The following is a 12253-nucleotide window of genomic DNA, read 5'->3' on the forward strand; positions in this document are numbered from 1 at the left end:
GGCACCCCTTGCGCCTCGATCGCGGCCTGGAGGCCGCTCCTACGACAACACATTGTGCCGCCATGCCCCGTAGGAGCGGCCTCCAGGCCGCGATGGGGGTTGCCACCAAAATCGCGGCGTGGACGCCGCTCCTACGGGGCAGGGCGGAACCTCTTGTTTTGTAGGAGCGGCCTCCAGGCCGCGATCGGGGGATCCACGGCGGGCAATGCCCGGAGTCAATCGAACAGGCTAATACCAGCCTGCACGCCGATCATGCGGGCCGCCTTGGTGCAATATCCGGGTTAGAGCTGACCATGAAAATGCACCCGGTCACCGACCGCGAGTTGCAGGATGTCGGCCGCGCGACCCTGGTTGACGGCGATCTCGACCAGGCCGTTGGCGTTCTCGTACCAGAACAGCCCGCCCGGCGGCAGATCGGAAAAGGTCCGCGCCCGACGGATCTGCCGCCCAGCGGCCTCGAGCTCACTGTCGCCACGCACACTGGCCGCGCGGATCCCGGTCATGATATTGCCGTAGTGATCGATATAGACAACCTTGGCCAGTTCCGCCGGCCAGCCGGGGATGGTCCGTGAAGCGGCTGCTGACGGCCGTCCAGGCACCGGCTCGCCACAGGCCAGCCTGGCCGCTACCGGGGCAAAGAGATCACGCCCATGGAAGCTGGCCGAGAGCCGCGCTGGCCGCCATTCGATGTCCCACCATTCGAGCTGTTCCGCCCGCGCCGCAACGACATTGAACAGGCCATTGTCCGGGCCGACGTACCAGCGGCCGTCGGCCCGCGCCACCACCGGGCGGCGGCCACTGCCGACGCCGGGATCGACCACGCACAGGAAAACACTCTCGGACGGGAATTCCCCGACATAGGCCGCCAGCAGGTAGGCCGCCGCCTGGATCTCGAAGGCCGGCAGATCGGCAAACAGATCGATGACCGGGATGCCGGGCGCCTCGCGGCTGAGCACCGCCTTCATCTGCCCCGTGTAGGGACCTTCGAGTCCGAAATCGGTGGCCAGAACAATCATGGTGAGGATGATAGCCACGGATGTGCTAAATGGCCACGACGCCGACAAAAATCCATAGCCACGGAAAACACGGACGGCGGTTGTCACTGGCGGATAGCGGTCTGGCAGCCGTTACACCGCGGGAGCACTGCAAGGAGAGAATGTTTTTTATCCGTCCGTGGGTTCCGTGTTTTGCGTGGCCATTTGCTTTCCCGGGTTCTGTGCCACCCCCACAAAAAAGCCGGGCACTTGGCCCGGCTTTCATGTGACTGCGAGCTTGCCGCAGATATCTATTCGGCAGCCTCGGTCACGTCCTCGTCCGAGATCTCGGGGCGATCGACCAGTTCGACCAGGGCCATGGGCGCGGCGTCACCGGCACGGAAGCCCATCTTGAGGATGCGCACATAGCCGCCGGGACGCTCCTTGTAGCGCGGGCCCAGCTCGTTGAACAGCTTGGTGACCACCTCGCGATCGCGCAGACGGGAGAAGGCGAGACGACGCTTGTGCACGCTGTCGTTCTTGGCCATGGTGATCAGCGGTTCGGCCACGCGGCGCAGCTCCTTGGCCTTGGGCAGCGTGGTGGTGATGACCTCATGGCGCAGCAGCGAGGCCGCCATGTTGCGGAACATGGCCTTGCGATGCGAACTGTTGCGGTTAAGTTGCCGCCCACTCTTGCGATGACGCATGATAGAAACCCTTCATTCAAAAAGTTGCCGCGCGGCGCGCGGCGCTGGTAAGCGTGTTCAGGATGCCTTTTCCTTGAGCCCCGGCGGCGGCCAGTTCTCGAGGCGCATGCCCAGCGACAGACCGTGCGAGGCCAGCACGTCCTTGATCTCGGTGAGCGACTTCTTGCCCAGGTTGGGGGCCTTCAGCAGCTCGACCTCGGTGCGCTGGATGAGGTCGCCGATGTAGTAGATGCTCTCCGCCTTCAGACAGTTCGCGGAACGCACGGTCAGCTCCAGATCGTCGACCGGGCGCAGCAGGATCGGATCGATGTCGCTGGCCGCTGCCTCCTGCTCTTCCTCTTCCTTGCCCTGCAGGTCGACGAAGACCGAGAGCTGCTCCTGGAGGATACCGGCCGCACGGCGGATGGCTTCCTCGGGGTCGATGGTACCGTTGGTCTCGATGTCGATGACCAGCTTGTCCAGGTCGGTACGCTGCTCGACGCGCGCACTCTCGACCCCGTAGGTCACCTTGCGCACAGGACTGAAGCTGGCATCCAGCTGCAGGCTGCCGATCATCCGTTCCTCGCCGTCAGCGGAGCTGCGCTGACTGGCCGGCTGGTAGCCGCGACCCCGGGCGACCTTGAGGGTCATGTTGAGTTCGCCGGCCTTGGTCAGGTTGGCGATCACATGCTCCGGGTTCATGATCTCGACATCGTGTTCCAGCGTGATATCGGCCGCGGTGACCACGCCCGGTCCCTTTTTCTTCAGGGTCAGCGTGGCCTCGTCACGACTGTGCATGCGCAGCGCGATACCCTTGAGGTTGAGCAGGATATCGATGACATCCTCCTGCACGCCCTCCAGGGTGGAGTACTCGTGCAGCACACCCTCGATCTCGACATTGACCACTGCGGCACCCGGCATCGAGGACAGCAGGATGCGACGCAGCGCGTTGCCCAGGGTGTGGCCAAAGCCGCGCTCCAGCGGCTCGATGGTCACCTTGGCCTGCTCGCTGTTGATCGCCTGGATATCGACGATCCGGGGTTTCAGGAATTCACTCACCGTGCCCTGCATGGATTATCCTCTTTCCTAAATGGATTACTTGGAGTACAGCTCGACGACCAGCTGCTCCTGAATCTCGGGCGGCAGATCGGCCCGCTCCGGGCGGTTCTTGAAGACGCCTTCCATCTTCTTGGCATCGACGTCCATCCAGTCGGCAACGCCTCGCTGCTGGGCCAGTTCCATGGCAGCCTGCACGCGGCTCTGATTGCGCGCCTTCTCGGTCAGTGAGATGACGTCGTTGGGACGCACCTGGGCGGAGGGGATGTTCGTCTTCCGCCCGTTGACCAGCACGCCGTTGTGGCGGACCAGCTGGCGCGCCTCGGCACGCGAAGCGGAAAAGCCCATGCGGTAGACGACGTTATCGAGACGCCCTTCCAGCAGGCGCAGCAGATTCTCGCCGGTGGACCCCTTGAGGCGCGCCGCCTCCTTGTAGTAGTTGCGGAACTGCTTCTCGAGCACCCCGTAGATGCGGCGCAGCTTCTGCTTCTCGCGCAGCTGCAGCGCATAGTCGGAGAGCCGGGTCCGGCGCTGACCGTGCTGGCCCGGCGGGAAGGGGCGGCTCTCCACCGCACACTTGCTGGTGAAGCATTTCTCGCCCTTCAGAAACAGTTTACCGCCTTCACGACGGCACTGACGACATTTGGAACCGGTGTACTTTGCCATGTCGACTCCAGCTTAAACGCGACGTTTTTTCGGCGGACGGCAGCCGTTGTGCGGAATAGGCGTCACGTCCTGGATGTTGGTGATACGGAAACCTACGGCATTCAGGGCCCGGACTGCGGAGTCACGGCCCGGGCCGGGACCCTTGACCATCACCTCCAGGTTCTTCATGCCGAACTCCTGGGCAGCCTTGCCGGCGCGCTCGGCCGCGACCTGTGCGGCGAAGGGCGTGCTCTTGCGGGACCCACGGAAACCGGAACCACCCGCCGTCGCCCAGGAGAGCGCATTGCCCTGGCGGTCGGTGATGGTCACGATGGTGTTGTTGAAGGAAGCGTGAATATGGGCCACACCATCGACCACGTTCTTCTTCACCTTCTTCTTCGAGCGAGTTGCCGCTTTAGCCATACCTTAAGATCCTGGTCCTGAGTCTATCGACTGTCGTAGATTACTTGCGAATGGGGCGCCGCGGGCCCTTGCGGGTGCGGGCGTTGGTGCGGGTGCGCTGGCCGCGCAGCGGCAGACCGCGACGATGCCGCAGGCCGCGGTAGCAACCGAGGTCCATCAGGCGCTTGATGTTCATCGACACCTCGCGGCGCAGATCACCTTCGACCGTGAATTTGCCGACCTCGTTGCGCAGCGCCTCGAGTTCGCCCTCGGCCAACTCCTTGATCTTGCGGTCCGGGGCGACGCCGGCGGCCTCGCAGATCTGCTGGGCCCGGGTACGCCCGATGCCGTAGATCGCAGTCAGCGCGATAACCGCATGTTTATTCACGGGAATGTTGATACCTGCAATACGGGCCATTAGCCTCTCCTGCCAAATTCCGTCCGACACGCAGCCGGGAAACGCGGAAGAATATCCTGCACGAACGAAAAAATCAATCCACCGGCGCAATTTTCATTGCCCGGCCGGGATCTCCTGTTGCCGGGGATCAACCCTGGCGCTGCTTGTGGCGGCCATCCTTGCAGATGACCCGCACCACGCCCTTGCGACGGATGATCTTGCAATGCCGACAGATCTTCTTCACCGATGCACGAACTTTCATGATGACACCTTCAAATTCCAATCAAGCCACCCCTGGCCGGGATGGCCAGGAAACCTATCTCAACAAACCGGCGCGGCCCTGACTCTTCAGGTTGGCCTTCTTCATCAGCCCCTCGTACTGGTGCGACATCATGTGTGCCTGCACCTGGGCCATGAAGTCCATGACCACCACGACGATGATCAGCAAGGAGGTGCCACCAAAATAGAAGGGCACGTTCCAGTACAGGATCAGAAACTCCGGCAGCAGACAGACGGCGGTGATATAGATGGCGCCTGCCAGGGTCAGCCGGGTCAGCACCCCGTCGATGTAGCGTGCCGTCTGCTCACCGGGACGGATCCCGGGAATGAAGGCACCGGATTTCTTCAGATTGTCCGCCGTCTCCCGCGAATTGAACACCAGCGCGGTGTAGAAGAAACAGAAGAAGACGATCGCCAGGGCATAGAACAGCACATACAGCGGCTGACCCGGCGAGAGCATGCCCGCGATGTCCTTCAGCCAGCGCATCTCCTCGCTGGATCCGAACCAGCTGCCCAGCGTGGCCGGAAAGAGGATGATGCTGGAGGCGAAGATCGGCGGAATCACGCCCGCCATGTTCAGCTTCAGCGGCAAATGCGTACTCTGTGCCGCGTACACCTTGCGTCCCTGCTGGCGCTTGGCGTAGTTGACCGTGATCCGCCGCTGGCCGCGCTCCACAAATACCACGAAACCGGTCACTGCCAGCGCCAGGGCGAACAGGAAGAGAATGGTCAACACGTTCATCTCGCCGGTACGCGCCAGCTCCAGGGTACCGCCGATCGCCTGTGGCAGGCCGGCAACGATACCGGCAAAGATGATCATCGAGATGCCGTTGCCGATGCCACGCTCGGTGATCTGCTCGCCCAGCCACATCAGGAACAGGGTTCCCGTCACCAGGGTCACCACCGCGCTGAGCACGAAGGCCGGGCCGGGGGAAAGCACCAGCGGGTTTCCACCCATCGACTGCCCTTCCAGACCAATGGCGATACCGATCGCCTGCAGGGTGGCCAGTACTACGGTCCCGTAGCGGGTGTACTGGGTGATCTTGCGCCGCCCCGCCTCACCTTCCTTCTTCAACTGCTCCAGCGCCGGCACCGTGTAGCTCAGCAGCTGCATGATGATCGACGCCGAAATATAGGGCATGATGCCGAGCGCAAACATCGACAGGCGCTTCAGCGCGCCACCCGAGAACATGTTGAACATGTCCAGGATGGTGCCCTTCTGCTGTTCGGCGAGCTGTGCCAGCACCGACGGATCGATGCCCGGTACCGGGATGAAGGTACCGAGGCGGAACACGGCCAGGGCCCCGAGGACGAAGAACAGCCGCTGGCGAAGCTCTTTCAGCTTGCCGATGTCACCGACCGTCCCCGCCAGGGTTGCACCTGCCCCTGCCACGGTCAGTCTTCGACCTTGCCGCCTGCCGCTTCGATGGCAGCCCGTGCACCCTTGGTCACGGCCAGGCCCTTGACGGTCACCGCCTTGTCCAGCTTGCCGGAGAGAATGACCTTGGCCTTCAGCGTCTGCTGCGGCACCAGGCTGGCCGTCTTCAGTGCCAGCAGGTCGATAACCTCGGCCTCGACCTTGGCCAGCTCGTGCAGACGCACCTCGGCGCGGGTGCGGCCGATGCGTGAACTGAAGCCGACCTTGGGCAGACGACGCTGCAGCGGCATCTGGCCGCCCTCGAATCCGACCTTGTGGAACCCGCCAGAGCGGGATTTCTGACCCTTGTGGCCTCGGCCGCAGGTCTTGCCGAGACCCGAACCGATACCACGGCCGACACGCTTCGGCGCGGATTTGCTGCCAGCGGCAGGCTTGATGGTATTCAGGCGCATAATCAGACTTCCTCGACCTGCAACATGTAGGAGACCTTGTTGATCATGCCGCGGTTCTCCGGCGTATCGATCACCTCGACGGTGTGATGCATACGACGCAGACCGAGGCCGCGAACACAGGCCTTGTGGTTCTTCAGGCGCCCGTTGACGCTCTTCACCAGGGTAACCTTGAGTTTCTTCTCAGCCATGACTTAGCCCAGGATCTCTTCAATCGTCTTTCCACGCTTGGCGGCCACTTCTTCGGGAGAGGTCATCTCGACCAGACCGTTCATGGTGGCGCGCACGACATTGATCGGGTTGTTGCTGCCGATGCACTTGGCGAGCACGTCACGCACACCGAGCACCTCGAACACGGCACGCATCGCGCCGCCGGCGATGATGCCGGTACCTTCGGAGGCCGGCTGCATGTAGACCTTGGCTGCGCCATGACGGCCGACCAGCGGGTACTGCAGGGTACCATCCTTGAGGGCGACGCTCTGCATGTTGCGGCGCGCGGCCTCCATTGCCTTCTGGATGGCTACCGGCACCTCGCGTGCCTTGCCGGTACCGAAGCCGACACGGCCATTGCCGTCGCCAACGACGGTCAAGGCGGTGAAGCCGAATACACGGCCACCCTTGACCACCTTGGCCACGCGGTTCACCGCTACCAGCTTCTCCTGGAGGCCATCGCCCTGCATCTGTGGATCAACATTTGCCATGATTCAACCCTTAAAACTCGAGGCCAGCTTCGCGTGCGGCATCGGCCAACGCCTTCACACGGCCATGATACTTGAAACCGGAACGGTCGAAGGCGACCTTGCTGATACCGGCAGCCTTGGCCTTTTCCGCGATCGCCTTGCCGACTGCCGCCGCTGCATCCTGGTTGCCGGTGCCCTTCAGTTCGGCACGCAGCTGCTTGTCCAGGGTGGAAGCGGCCGCCACGACGGTATCACCCGAAGGTGCAAACACCTGGGCATAGATGTGCCGTGGCGTGCGGTGGATACTCAGCCGGTAGGTCGCCAGCTCGCGAATCTTGGCGCGGGTCCGGCGGGCACGGCGAATACGTGCAGATTTCTTGTCCATTCCAGTTACCTTGTCTATACCCGGCAGCGATTTCTGACCGCTGGCCGCAGATCAAACGATTATTTCTTCTTCGCTTCCTTGCGAATGATGGTCTCGTCTGCGTAGCGCACGCCCTTGCCCTTGTAGGGCTCCGGCGGGCGGAAGGCGCGGATCTCGGCCGCGACCTGACCGACCTTCTGTTTGTCGGCGCCCTTCACCACCACCTCGGTCTGACTCGGGGTCTCGACGGTGACGCCTTCCGGCACCTTGTAGTCCACCGGATGCGAGAAACCCAGGGTCAGATTGAGGGTCGAGCCCTGTGCCTGCGCGCGGTAGCCGACCCCGACCAGTTGCAGCTTCTTCTCGAAACCCTTGCTGACACCGGTGATCATGTTGTTCAGCAGCGCACGCGCAGTGCCGGAGTGCGCCCAGGCCGGCTTGGATTCCTCGCGCGGCAGGAAACTCAGCATGCTGCCGTCCTGCTTGATCTCGACGCTCGCGTGGAGTTCCTGCTCCAGGGCACCCTTCGGACCCTTGACCTTGACGATCTGACCGTCGATGCTGATTTCGACACCTGCCGGAATTTCAACCGGCTTCTTTGCTACTCGAGACATGATTCAGGTCCTAACTTAGCTGACGGTGCAGAGCACTTCGCCGCCTTCACCGGCCGCGCGCGCCTGGCGATCCGTCATCACGCCCTTGGACGTGGAAACGATGCAGATCCCGAGGCCGTTCTGCACCTTCGGCAGCTCGTCCTTACCCTTGTAGATCCGCAGACCGGGGCGGCTCACCCGCTTGATACTGGAGATGACCGGACGACCCTGGTAGTACTTGAGTTCGATGGTCAGTTCCGGCTTGCCGCCGTGCTCGGCCACGCTGTAGTCAACGATATAACCTTCGTCCTTCAAGACCTTCGCAACCGCCTGCTTCTGCTTGGAAGCGGGCATGCTGACCTGCGTCTTTTCGGCCGCCTGGCCGTTGCGGATTCGGGTCAACATATCCGCGATGGGATCCGACATACTCATTTGAATTCTCTACCTCAAGTCAGTGCGGGACTCACCGCAGCTCTGCCAATGCTTGGCTTACCAACTTGCCTTGACAAGCCCCGGAACCTCGCCCTGCATGGCGTGTTCACGCAGCTTGTTGCGGCACAGACCGAACTTGCGATACACCGCATGCGGCCGGCCAGTGATACGGCAGCGACGCTGAACGCGCACCGGGCTGGCATTGCGCGGCAGCTTCTGCAACTGGGCAACGGCAGCGGCGACCTCCTCGGTGTCGCTGTTCGGGTTCTTGATGATGGCCTTCAGCTCGGCACGCTTGGCGGCATACTTCTGCACCGCCTTGATGCGCTTGGCCTCACGAGCAATCATGGATTTCTTTGCCATAGCTTTTCAGTCCTTAGCTGCGCAGCGGGAAGTTGAACGCAGACAACAGCGCCTTGGCTTCCTCGTCGGTCCTGGCGCTGGTGGTAATGGTGATATCCATACCGCGCAGCGCATCAACCTTGTCGTAATCGATTTCCGGGAAGATGATCTGCTCCCGTACACCCATGCTGTAGTTGCCACCACCATCGAACGACTTCGGGCTCAGGCCCCGGAAGTCGCGCACCCGGGGGATGGCAATGCTGATCAGGCGATCGAGGAACTCGTACATCCGCTCGCGGCGCAGGGTCACCTTGCAGCCGATGGGCCAGCCTTCACGGATCTTGAAGCCTGCAACCGATTTGCGGGCGCGGGTCATGATCGGCTTCTGACCGGCGATCTTTTCCATGTCGCTCATGGCGTGCTCGATGACCTTGCGATCACCCACCGCCTCACCGACCCCCATGTTCAGGGTAATCTTGGTGATCTTCGGCACCTCCATGATATTACGGTAATTGAACTGCTCCTGGAGCTGTTTGATTACCGTATCGCGGTAGTATTCTTGCAATCTCGCCATTGCTGCAACCTGCCTGAATTACGCGTCCAACACTTCGTTGTTGGACTTGAAGTAACGTACCTTGCGACCGTCTTCCAGGGTGCGAAACCCGACCCGGTCGCCCTTGTTCGTCTGCGGGTTGTAGAGCATCACGTTGGAGACGTGAATGGCCGCCTCCTTCTCGATGATACCCCCCGCCACGCCGCGCGCCGGATTCGGCTTGGTGTGGCGCTTGACGAGATTGATGCCTTCCACGATCAGCCGCTCGTCATCCAGCACCCGCAGCACGTTGCCGCGCTTGCCCTTGTCCCTGCCGGTAATGACGATGACATCGTCGCCTTTCTTGATTCTGCGCATGTCCTATTCCAACCCTGCTTAGAGCACTTCCGGAGCCAGCGAGACGATCTTCATGAAGCGCTCGCTGCGCAGTTCACGTGTCACCGGACCAAAGATACGCGTGCCGATCGGCTCAAGCTTGTTGTTGAGCAACACTGCGGCATTGCCGTCGAAACGCACCACAGAACCATCGGGGCGACGCACACCCTTTCGGGTGCGGACCACGACGGCATTGTACACCTCGCCCTTCTTGACCTTGCCGCGCGGAATCGCTTCCTTCACGCTGACCTTGATCACATCGCCGATGCCGGCATAACGGCGGTGAGAACCGCCCAGCACCTTAATGCACTGTACCTGGCGCGCTCCGCTGTTGTCGGCTGCCGCCAGCATGGTTTGCATCTGAATCATGTCTGCTTCCCGGATCCTGTTCGGCTCAACGCCGCTTTACTCTGCCCGTTCCAGTACAGAGACGAGTCGCCAAGACTTGGTCTTGGACATCGGTCGACACTGTTCGATCGAGACCAGATCACCCGCCTTGCATTCGTTGTTCTCATCGTGCACATGCAGCTTTGTGGAACGGCGAATGTACTTGCCGTACAGGGGATGACGCACGCGCCGCTCGATCATCACCGTGATCGACTTGTCCATCTTGTCGCTGACAACACGCCCGGTAAGGCTGCGCTGAACCTTGCTCTCTTCACTCATGCCGCATCACCCGACTTTGCCTTTTCGTTCAGTACCGTCTTGATGCGCGCAATGTCCTTGCGCACACGATCAAACTGGTGGGGACGGGACAGCTGACCAGTGCCGCGCTGCATCCGCAGATTGAACTGCTCGCGCAGCAGCCCCATCAGCTCCTCGCGCAGCTCAGCTTCCGACTTGTTGCGTAGTTCACTCGCCTTCATCACATTATCGCCCGACTAACGAAGGTGATCTTGACCGGCAGCTTGGCTGCAGCGCGGCGGAACGCCTCGCGCGCCACTTCCTCGGAGACACCCTCGATTTCATACAGAACCCGGCCCGGCTGAATCTTGGCCACCCAGTACTCGACATTGCCCTTGCCCTTACCCATCCGCACTTCGATCGGCTTCTTGGTAATCGGCACATCGGGGAACACGCGGATCCACAGCTTGCCACCACGCTTGACGTGACGGGTGATGGCGCGACGCGCGGCCTCGATCTGGCGAGCGGTAAGCTGACCACGGGACACGGCCTTGATGCCGAATTCGCCAAAGCTGACGCGGTTGCCGCTCAGGGCCAGGCCGCGGTTACGACCCTTTTGCTGCTTGCGGAACTTGGTACGTTTAGGCTGCAACATCTCTCAGGACTCCGTTATTTGGCCGCGGCCTTCTTCGCGGGCGCCGCCTCGGTCGCAGTCTCCTGCTGGCCGATGATCTCGCCCTTGAAGATCCACACCTTGACACCGATGATGCCGTAGGTGGTGCGCGCTTCCGCAAATCCGTAATCGATATCCGCACGCAGGGTGTGCAGCGGCACACGACCTTCGCGGTACCACTCGGTGCGTGCAATCTCGGCGCCATTCAGGCGGCCAGCCACATTGATGCGGATGCCCTGGGCACCGAGGCGCATCGAGTTGGACACGGCACGCTTCATGGCGCGGCGGAACATGATGCGGCGCTCCAGCTGCTGCGCGACGCTCTCAGCCACCAGCTGCGCATCCAGTTCGGGCTTGCGCACCTCGGCGATGTTGATGTGCACCGGGATGCCCATCATCTGGCTGACCTCACGGCGCAGCGCCTCGATATCCTCACCCTTCTTGCCGATCACGATACCGGGCCGTGCAGTATGGATGGTGATCATGGCATTCTTGGCCGGGCGCTCGATCTGGATACGGCTCACCGAGGCATGGGCCAGACGCTTCTTAAGATAGTCGCGGACCTGAATGTCGTTGTTCAGGTAGTCTGCAAAATTCTTCGAATCCGCATACCACTTGGAACTCCAGTCCTTGACGATCCCCAGGCGGATACCTATTGGATGTACTTTCTGACCCATTCCCTACTCTCTTGTCTCGTCTATGACCCGGAAAGCGCCCGGGCTTCAGTCACCGACCGTCACAGTGATGTGACTGGCCCGCTTCAGAATTCGATTGGCACGACCCTTGGCCCGCGCACGCCAGCGCTTCTGGGTCGGAGCCTCATCCACGTAGATCGCGGAAATCTTCAGCTCGTCGATGTCCGCACCCTCGTTGTGCTCGGCATTGGCAATCGCCGACTCCAGCACCTTGCGCACGATGCCAGCCCCCTTCTTGGGACTGAACATCAGGGTCTGCAGGGCATTCTCCACCGGCATGCCGCGAACCTGGTCGGCGATCAGCCGACACTTCTGGGGCGAGATGCGTGCGTAACGCAGTTTGGCGCTCACTTCCATCTTTGACTCCCCTTAGCGCGACTTCTTGTCGGCCGCGTGTCCCCTGAAGGTACGCGTCACCGCAAATTCGCCCAGTTTGTGGCCGACCATGTTTTCGTTGATCAGCACCGGCACATGCTGGCGACCGTTGTGAATGGCAATGGTCAGACCGATCATGTCGGGCAGCACCATGGAACGGCGCGACCAGGTCTTGATCGGCCTCTTGCTGTTGGAGGCAACCGCCTCGGACACCTTCTTCTCAAGATGGTGATCGACGAACGGCCCTTTGTGTACTGAACGTGGCACTTTTCGACCTCTTC

General features: G+C 61.7%; 24 protein-coding genes. All 24 read right to left on the reverse strand.

Annotation, left to right across the window (positions count from 1 at the left end; all coding sequences use genetic code 11):
- Positions 1 to 281: 281 nt before the first annotated feature.
- The gene (locus QVG61_RS11005) at positions 282 to 1016 is read right to left on the reverse strand and encodes an SAM-dependent chlorinase/fluorinase (RefSeq protein WP_289930686.1); all 735 of its coding nucleotides are present in this window, start codon (positions 1014 to 1016) and stop codon (positions 282 to 284) included.
- A gap of 269 nt (positions 1017 to 1285) precedes the next feature.
- Entirely contained in the window at positions 1286 to 1681 is a 396-nt protein-coding gene (gene rplQ, locus QVG61_RS11010; protein WP_289930687.1) for a 50S ribosomal protein L17, read from the reverse strand.
- A gap of 57 nt (positions 1682 to 1738) precedes the next feature.
- The gene (rpoA, locus tag QVG61_RS11015; protein WP_289930688.1) at positions 1739 to 2731 is read right to left on the reverse strand and encodes a DNA-directed RNA polymerase subunit alpha; all 993 of its coding nucleotides are present in this window, start codon (positions 2729 to 2731) and stop codon (positions 1739 to 1741) included.
- 24 nt (positions 2732 to 2755) lie between these two features.
- The gene (gene rpsD / locus QVG61_RS11020) at positions 2756 to 3382 is read right to left on the reverse strand and encodes a 30S ribosomal protein S4 (RefSeq protein WP_289930689.1); all 627 of its coding nucleotides are present in this window, start codon (positions 3380 to 3382) and stop codon (positions 2756 to 2758) included.
- A gap of 12 nt (positions 3383 to 3394) precedes the next feature.
- Positions 3395 to 3784, reverse strand: a complete 390-nt coding sequence (gene rpsK, locus QVG61_RS11025) for a 30S ribosomal protein S11 (protein ID WP_289930690.1) — start codon at positions 3782 to 3784, stop codon at positions 3395 to 3397.
- Between the two features lie 40 nt (positions 3785 to 3824).
- Complete coding sequence (rpsM, locus tag QVG61_RS11030; protein WP_289930691.1) at positions 3825 to 4181, reverse strand: 30S ribosomal protein S13; 357 nt, start codon at positions 4179 to 4181, stop codon at positions 3825 to 3827.
- A 127-nt stretch (positions 4182 to 4308) separates the two neighbouring features.
- A complete protein-coding gene (gene rpmJ, locus QVG61_RS11035; RefSeq protein ID WP_289930692.1) occupies positions 4309 to 4422 on the reverse strand; it encodes a 50S ribosomal protein L36 in 114 nt (37 codons plus the stop codon).
- Between the two features lie 54 nt (positions 4423 to 4476).
- Positions 4477 to 5832: a preprotein translocase subunit SecY gene (gene secY, locus QVG61_RS11040; RefSeq protein ID WP_289930693.1), complete on the reverse strand. Its 1356-nt coding sequence runs from the start codon at positions 5830 to 5832 to the stop codon at positions 4477 to 4479.
- Positions 5833 to 5834: 2 nt separating this feature from the next.
- The gene (rplO, locus tag QVG61_RS11045) at positions 5835 to 6269 is read right to left on the reverse strand and encodes a 50S ribosomal protein L15 (RefSeq protein ID WP_289930694.1); all 435 of its coding nucleotides are present in this window, start codon (positions 6267 to 6269) and stop codon (positions 5835 to 5837) included.
- 2 nt (positions 6270 to 6271) lie between these two features.
- Positions 6272 to 6457, reverse strand: a complete 186-nt coding sequence (rpmD, locus tag QVG61_RS11050; protein ID WP_289930695.1) for a 50S ribosomal protein L30 — start codon at positions 6455 to 6457, stop codon at positions 6272 to 6274.
- A gap of 3 nt (positions 6458 to 6460) precedes the next feature.
- Positions 6461 to 6967: a 30S ribosomal protein S5 gene (gene rpsE, locus QVG61_RS11055; RefSeq protein ID WP_289930696.1), complete on the reverse strand. Its 507-nt coding sequence runs from the start codon at positions 6965 to 6967 to the stop codon at positions 6461 to 6463.
- Between the two features lie 10 nt (positions 6968 to 6977).
- A complete protein-coding gene (rplR, locus tag QVG61_RS11060) occupies positions 6978 to 7331 on the reverse strand; it encodes a 50S ribosomal protein L18 (RefSeq protein WP_289930697.1) in 354 nt (117 codons plus the stop codon).
- Between the two features lie 59 nt (positions 7332 to 7390).
- Positions 7391 to 7924 carry a 50S ribosomal protein L6 gene (gene rplF, locus QVG61_RS11065; protein ID WP_289930698.1) on the reverse strand — a complete coding sequence of 178 codons (534 nt, stop codon included), beginning with the start codon at positions 7922 to 7924 and terminating at the stop codon, positions 7391 to 7393.
- A gap of 15 nt (positions 7925 to 7939) precedes the next feature.
- The gene (rpsH, locus tag QVG61_RS11070; RefSeq protein WP_289930699.1) at positions 7940 to 8335 is read right to left on the reverse strand and encodes a 30S ribosomal protein S8; all 396 of its coding nucleotides are present in this window, start codon (positions 8333 to 8335) and stop codon (positions 7940 to 7942) included.
- Positions 8336 to 8392: 57 nt separating this feature from the next.
- Entirely contained in the window at positions 8393 to 8698 is a 306-nt protein-coding gene (gene rpsN, locus QVG61_RS11075; protein ID WP_289930700.1) for a 30S ribosomal protein S14, read from the reverse strand.
- 13 nt (positions 8699 to 8711) lie between these two features.
- The gene (gene rplE, locus QVG61_RS11080; RefSeq protein WP_289930702.1) at positions 8712 to 9251 is read right to left on the reverse strand and encodes a 50S ribosomal protein L5; all 540 of its coding nucleotides are present in this window, start codon (positions 9249 to 9251) and stop codon (positions 8712 to 8714) included.
- A gap of 18 nt (positions 9252 to 9269) precedes the next feature.
- On the reverse strand, positions 9270 to 9587 hold the full coding sequence (gene rplX / locus QVG61_RS11085) for a 50S ribosomal protein L24 (protein WP_289930703.1): 318 nt from the start codon (positions 9585 to 9587) through the stop codon (positions 9270 to 9272).
- A gap of 18 nt (positions 9588 to 9605) precedes the next feature.
- Entirely contained in the window at positions 9606 to 9974 is a 369-nt protein-coding gene (gene rplN, locus QVG61_RS11090; protein ID WP_289930704.1) for a 50S ribosomal protein L14, read from the reverse strand.
- A gap of 36 nt (positions 9975 to 10010) precedes the next feature.
- Entirely contained in the window at positions 10011 to 10271 is a 261-nt protein-coding gene (rpsQ, locus tag QVG61_RS11095; RefSeq protein ID WP_289930705.1) for a 30S ribosomal protein S17, read from the reverse strand.
- Positions 10268 to 10471: a 50S ribosomal protein L29 gene (gene rpmC, locus QVG61_RS11100; RefSeq protein WP_289930706.1), complete on the reverse strand. Its 204-nt coding sequence runs from the start codon at positions 10469 to 10471 to the stop codon at positions 10268 to 10270. Before rpmC ends, rpsQ begins: the two co-directional genes overlap by 4 nt.
- Positions 10471 to 10884, reverse strand: a complete 414-nt coding sequence (rplP, locus tag QVG61_RS11105; RefSeq protein WP_289930707.1) for a 50S ribosomal protein L16 — start codon at positions 10882 to 10884, stop codon at positions 10471 to 10473. Before rplP ends, rpmC begins: the two co-directional genes overlap by 1 nt.
- A gap of 14 nt (positions 10885 to 10898) precedes the next feature.
- Positions 10899 to 11579: a 30S ribosomal protein S3 gene (gene rpsC / locus QVG61_RS11110; protein ID WP_289930708.1), complete on the reverse strand. Its 681-nt coding sequence runs from the start codon at positions 11577 to 11579 to the stop codon at positions 10899 to 10901.
- Between the two features lie 45 nt (positions 11580 to 11624).
- Positions 11625 to 11954 carry a 50S ribosomal protein L22 gene (gene rplV, locus QVG61_RS11115; protein ID WP_289930709.1) on the reverse strand — a complete coding sequence of 110 codons (330 nt, stop codon included), beginning with the start codon at positions 11952 to 11954 and terminating at the stop codon, positions 11625 to 11627.
- 12 nt (positions 11955 to 11966) lie between these two features.
- A complete protein-coding gene (gene rpsS, locus QVG61_RS11120; RefSeq protein ID WP_289930710.1) occupies positions 11967 to 12239 on the reverse strand; it encodes a 30S ribosomal protein S19 in 273 nt (90 codons plus the stop codon).
- Positions 12240 to 12253: the final 14 nt, after the last annotated feature.

Source organism: Thiohalobacter sp. IOR34, assembly GCF_030406045.1.
Taxonomy (GTDB): domain Bacteria; phylum Pseudomonadota; class Gammaproteobacteria; order Thiohalobacterales; family Thiohalobacteraceae.

Bases quoted from the DNA above. Each gene is read 5' to 3' on its own strand.
- rplF (WP_289930698.1), bottom strand. From the start codon at position 7,924: ATGTCTCGAGTAGCAAAGAAGCCGGTTGAAATTCCGGCAGGTGTCGAA.
- QVG61_RS11005 (WP_289930686.1), bottom strand. From the start codon at position 1,016: ATGATTGTTCTGGCCACCGATTTCGGACTCGAAGGTCCCTACACGGGG.
- rpsQ (WP_289930705.1), bottom strand. From the start codon at position 10,271: ATGAGTGAAGAGAGCAAGGTTCAGCGCAGCCTTACCGGGCGTGTTGTC.
- rpsH (WP_289930699.1), bottom strand. From the start codon at position 8,335: ATGAGTATGTCGGATCCCATCGCGGATATGTTGACCCGAATCCGCAAC.
- rplO (WP_289930694.1), bottom strand. From the start codon at position 6,269: ATGCGCCTGAATACCATCAAGCCTGCCGCTGGCAGCAAATCCGCGCCG.
- rpoA (WP_289930688.1), bottom strand. From the start codon at position 2,731: ATGCAGGGCACGGTGAGTGAATTCCTGAAACCCCGGATCGTCGATATC.
- rpsC (WP_289930708.1), bottom strand. From the start codon at position 11,579: ATGGGTCAGAAAGTACATCCAATAGGTATCCGCCTGGGGATCGTCAAG.
- rpsK (WP_289930690.1), bottom strand. From the start codon at position 3,784: ATGGCTAAAGCGGCAACTCGCTCGAAGAAGAAGGTGAAGAAGAACGTG.
- rpsM (WP_289930691.1), bottom strand. From the start codon at position 4,181: ATGGCCCGTATTGCAGGTATCAACATTCCCGTGAATAAACATGCGGTT.
- rplE (WP_289930702.1), bottom strand. From the start codon at position 9,251: ATGGCGAGATTGCAAGAATACTACCGCGATACGGTAATCAAACAGCTC.
- rpsD (WP_289930689.1), bottom strand. From the start codon at position 3,382: ATGGCAAAGTACACCGGTTCCAAATGTCGTCAGTGCCGTCGTGAAGGC.
- rplR (WP_289930697.1), bottom strand. From the start codon at position 7,331: ATGGACAAGAAATCTGCACGTATTCGCCGTGCCCGCCGGACCCGCGCC.
- rpmC (WP_289930706.1), bottom strand. From the start codon at position 10,471: ATGAAGGCGAGTGAACTACGCAACAAGTCGGAAGCTGAGCTGCGCGAG.
- rplN (WP_289930704.1), bottom strand. From the start codon at position 9,974: ATGATTCAGATGCAAACCATGCTGGCGGCAGCCGACAACAGCGGAGCG.
- rpsE (WP_289930696.1), bottom strand. From the start codon at position 6,967: ATGGCAAATGTTGATCCACAGATGCAGGGCGATGGCCTCCAGGAGAAG.
- rplQ (WP_289930687.1), bottom strand. From the start codon at position 1,681: ATGCGTCATCGCAAGAGTGGGCGGCAACTTAACCGCAACAGTTCGCAT.
- rpsN (WP_289930700.1), bottom strand. From the start codon at position 8,698: ATGGCAAAGAAATCCATGATTGCTCGTGAGGCCAAGCGCATCAAGGCG.
- rplV (WP_289930709.1), bottom strand. From the start codon at position 11,954: ATGGAAGTGAGCGCCAAACTGCGTTACGCACGCATCTCGCCCCAGAAG.
- rpmJ (WP_289930692.1), bottom strand. From the start codon at position 4,422: ATGAAAGTTCGTGCATCGGTGAAGAAGATCTGTCGGCATTGCAAGATC.
- rpmD (WP_289930695.1), bottom strand. From the start codon at position 6,457: ATGGCTGAGAAGAAACTCAAGGTTACCCTGGTGAAGAGCGTCAACGGG.
- rplX (WP_289930703.1), bottom strand. From the start codon at position 9,587: ATGCGCAGAATCAAGAAAGGCGACGATGTCATCGTCATTACCGGCAGG.
- rplP (WP_289930707.1), bottom strand. From the start codon at position 10,884: ATGTTGCAGCCTAAACGTACCAAGTTCCGCAAGCAGCAAAAGGGTCGT.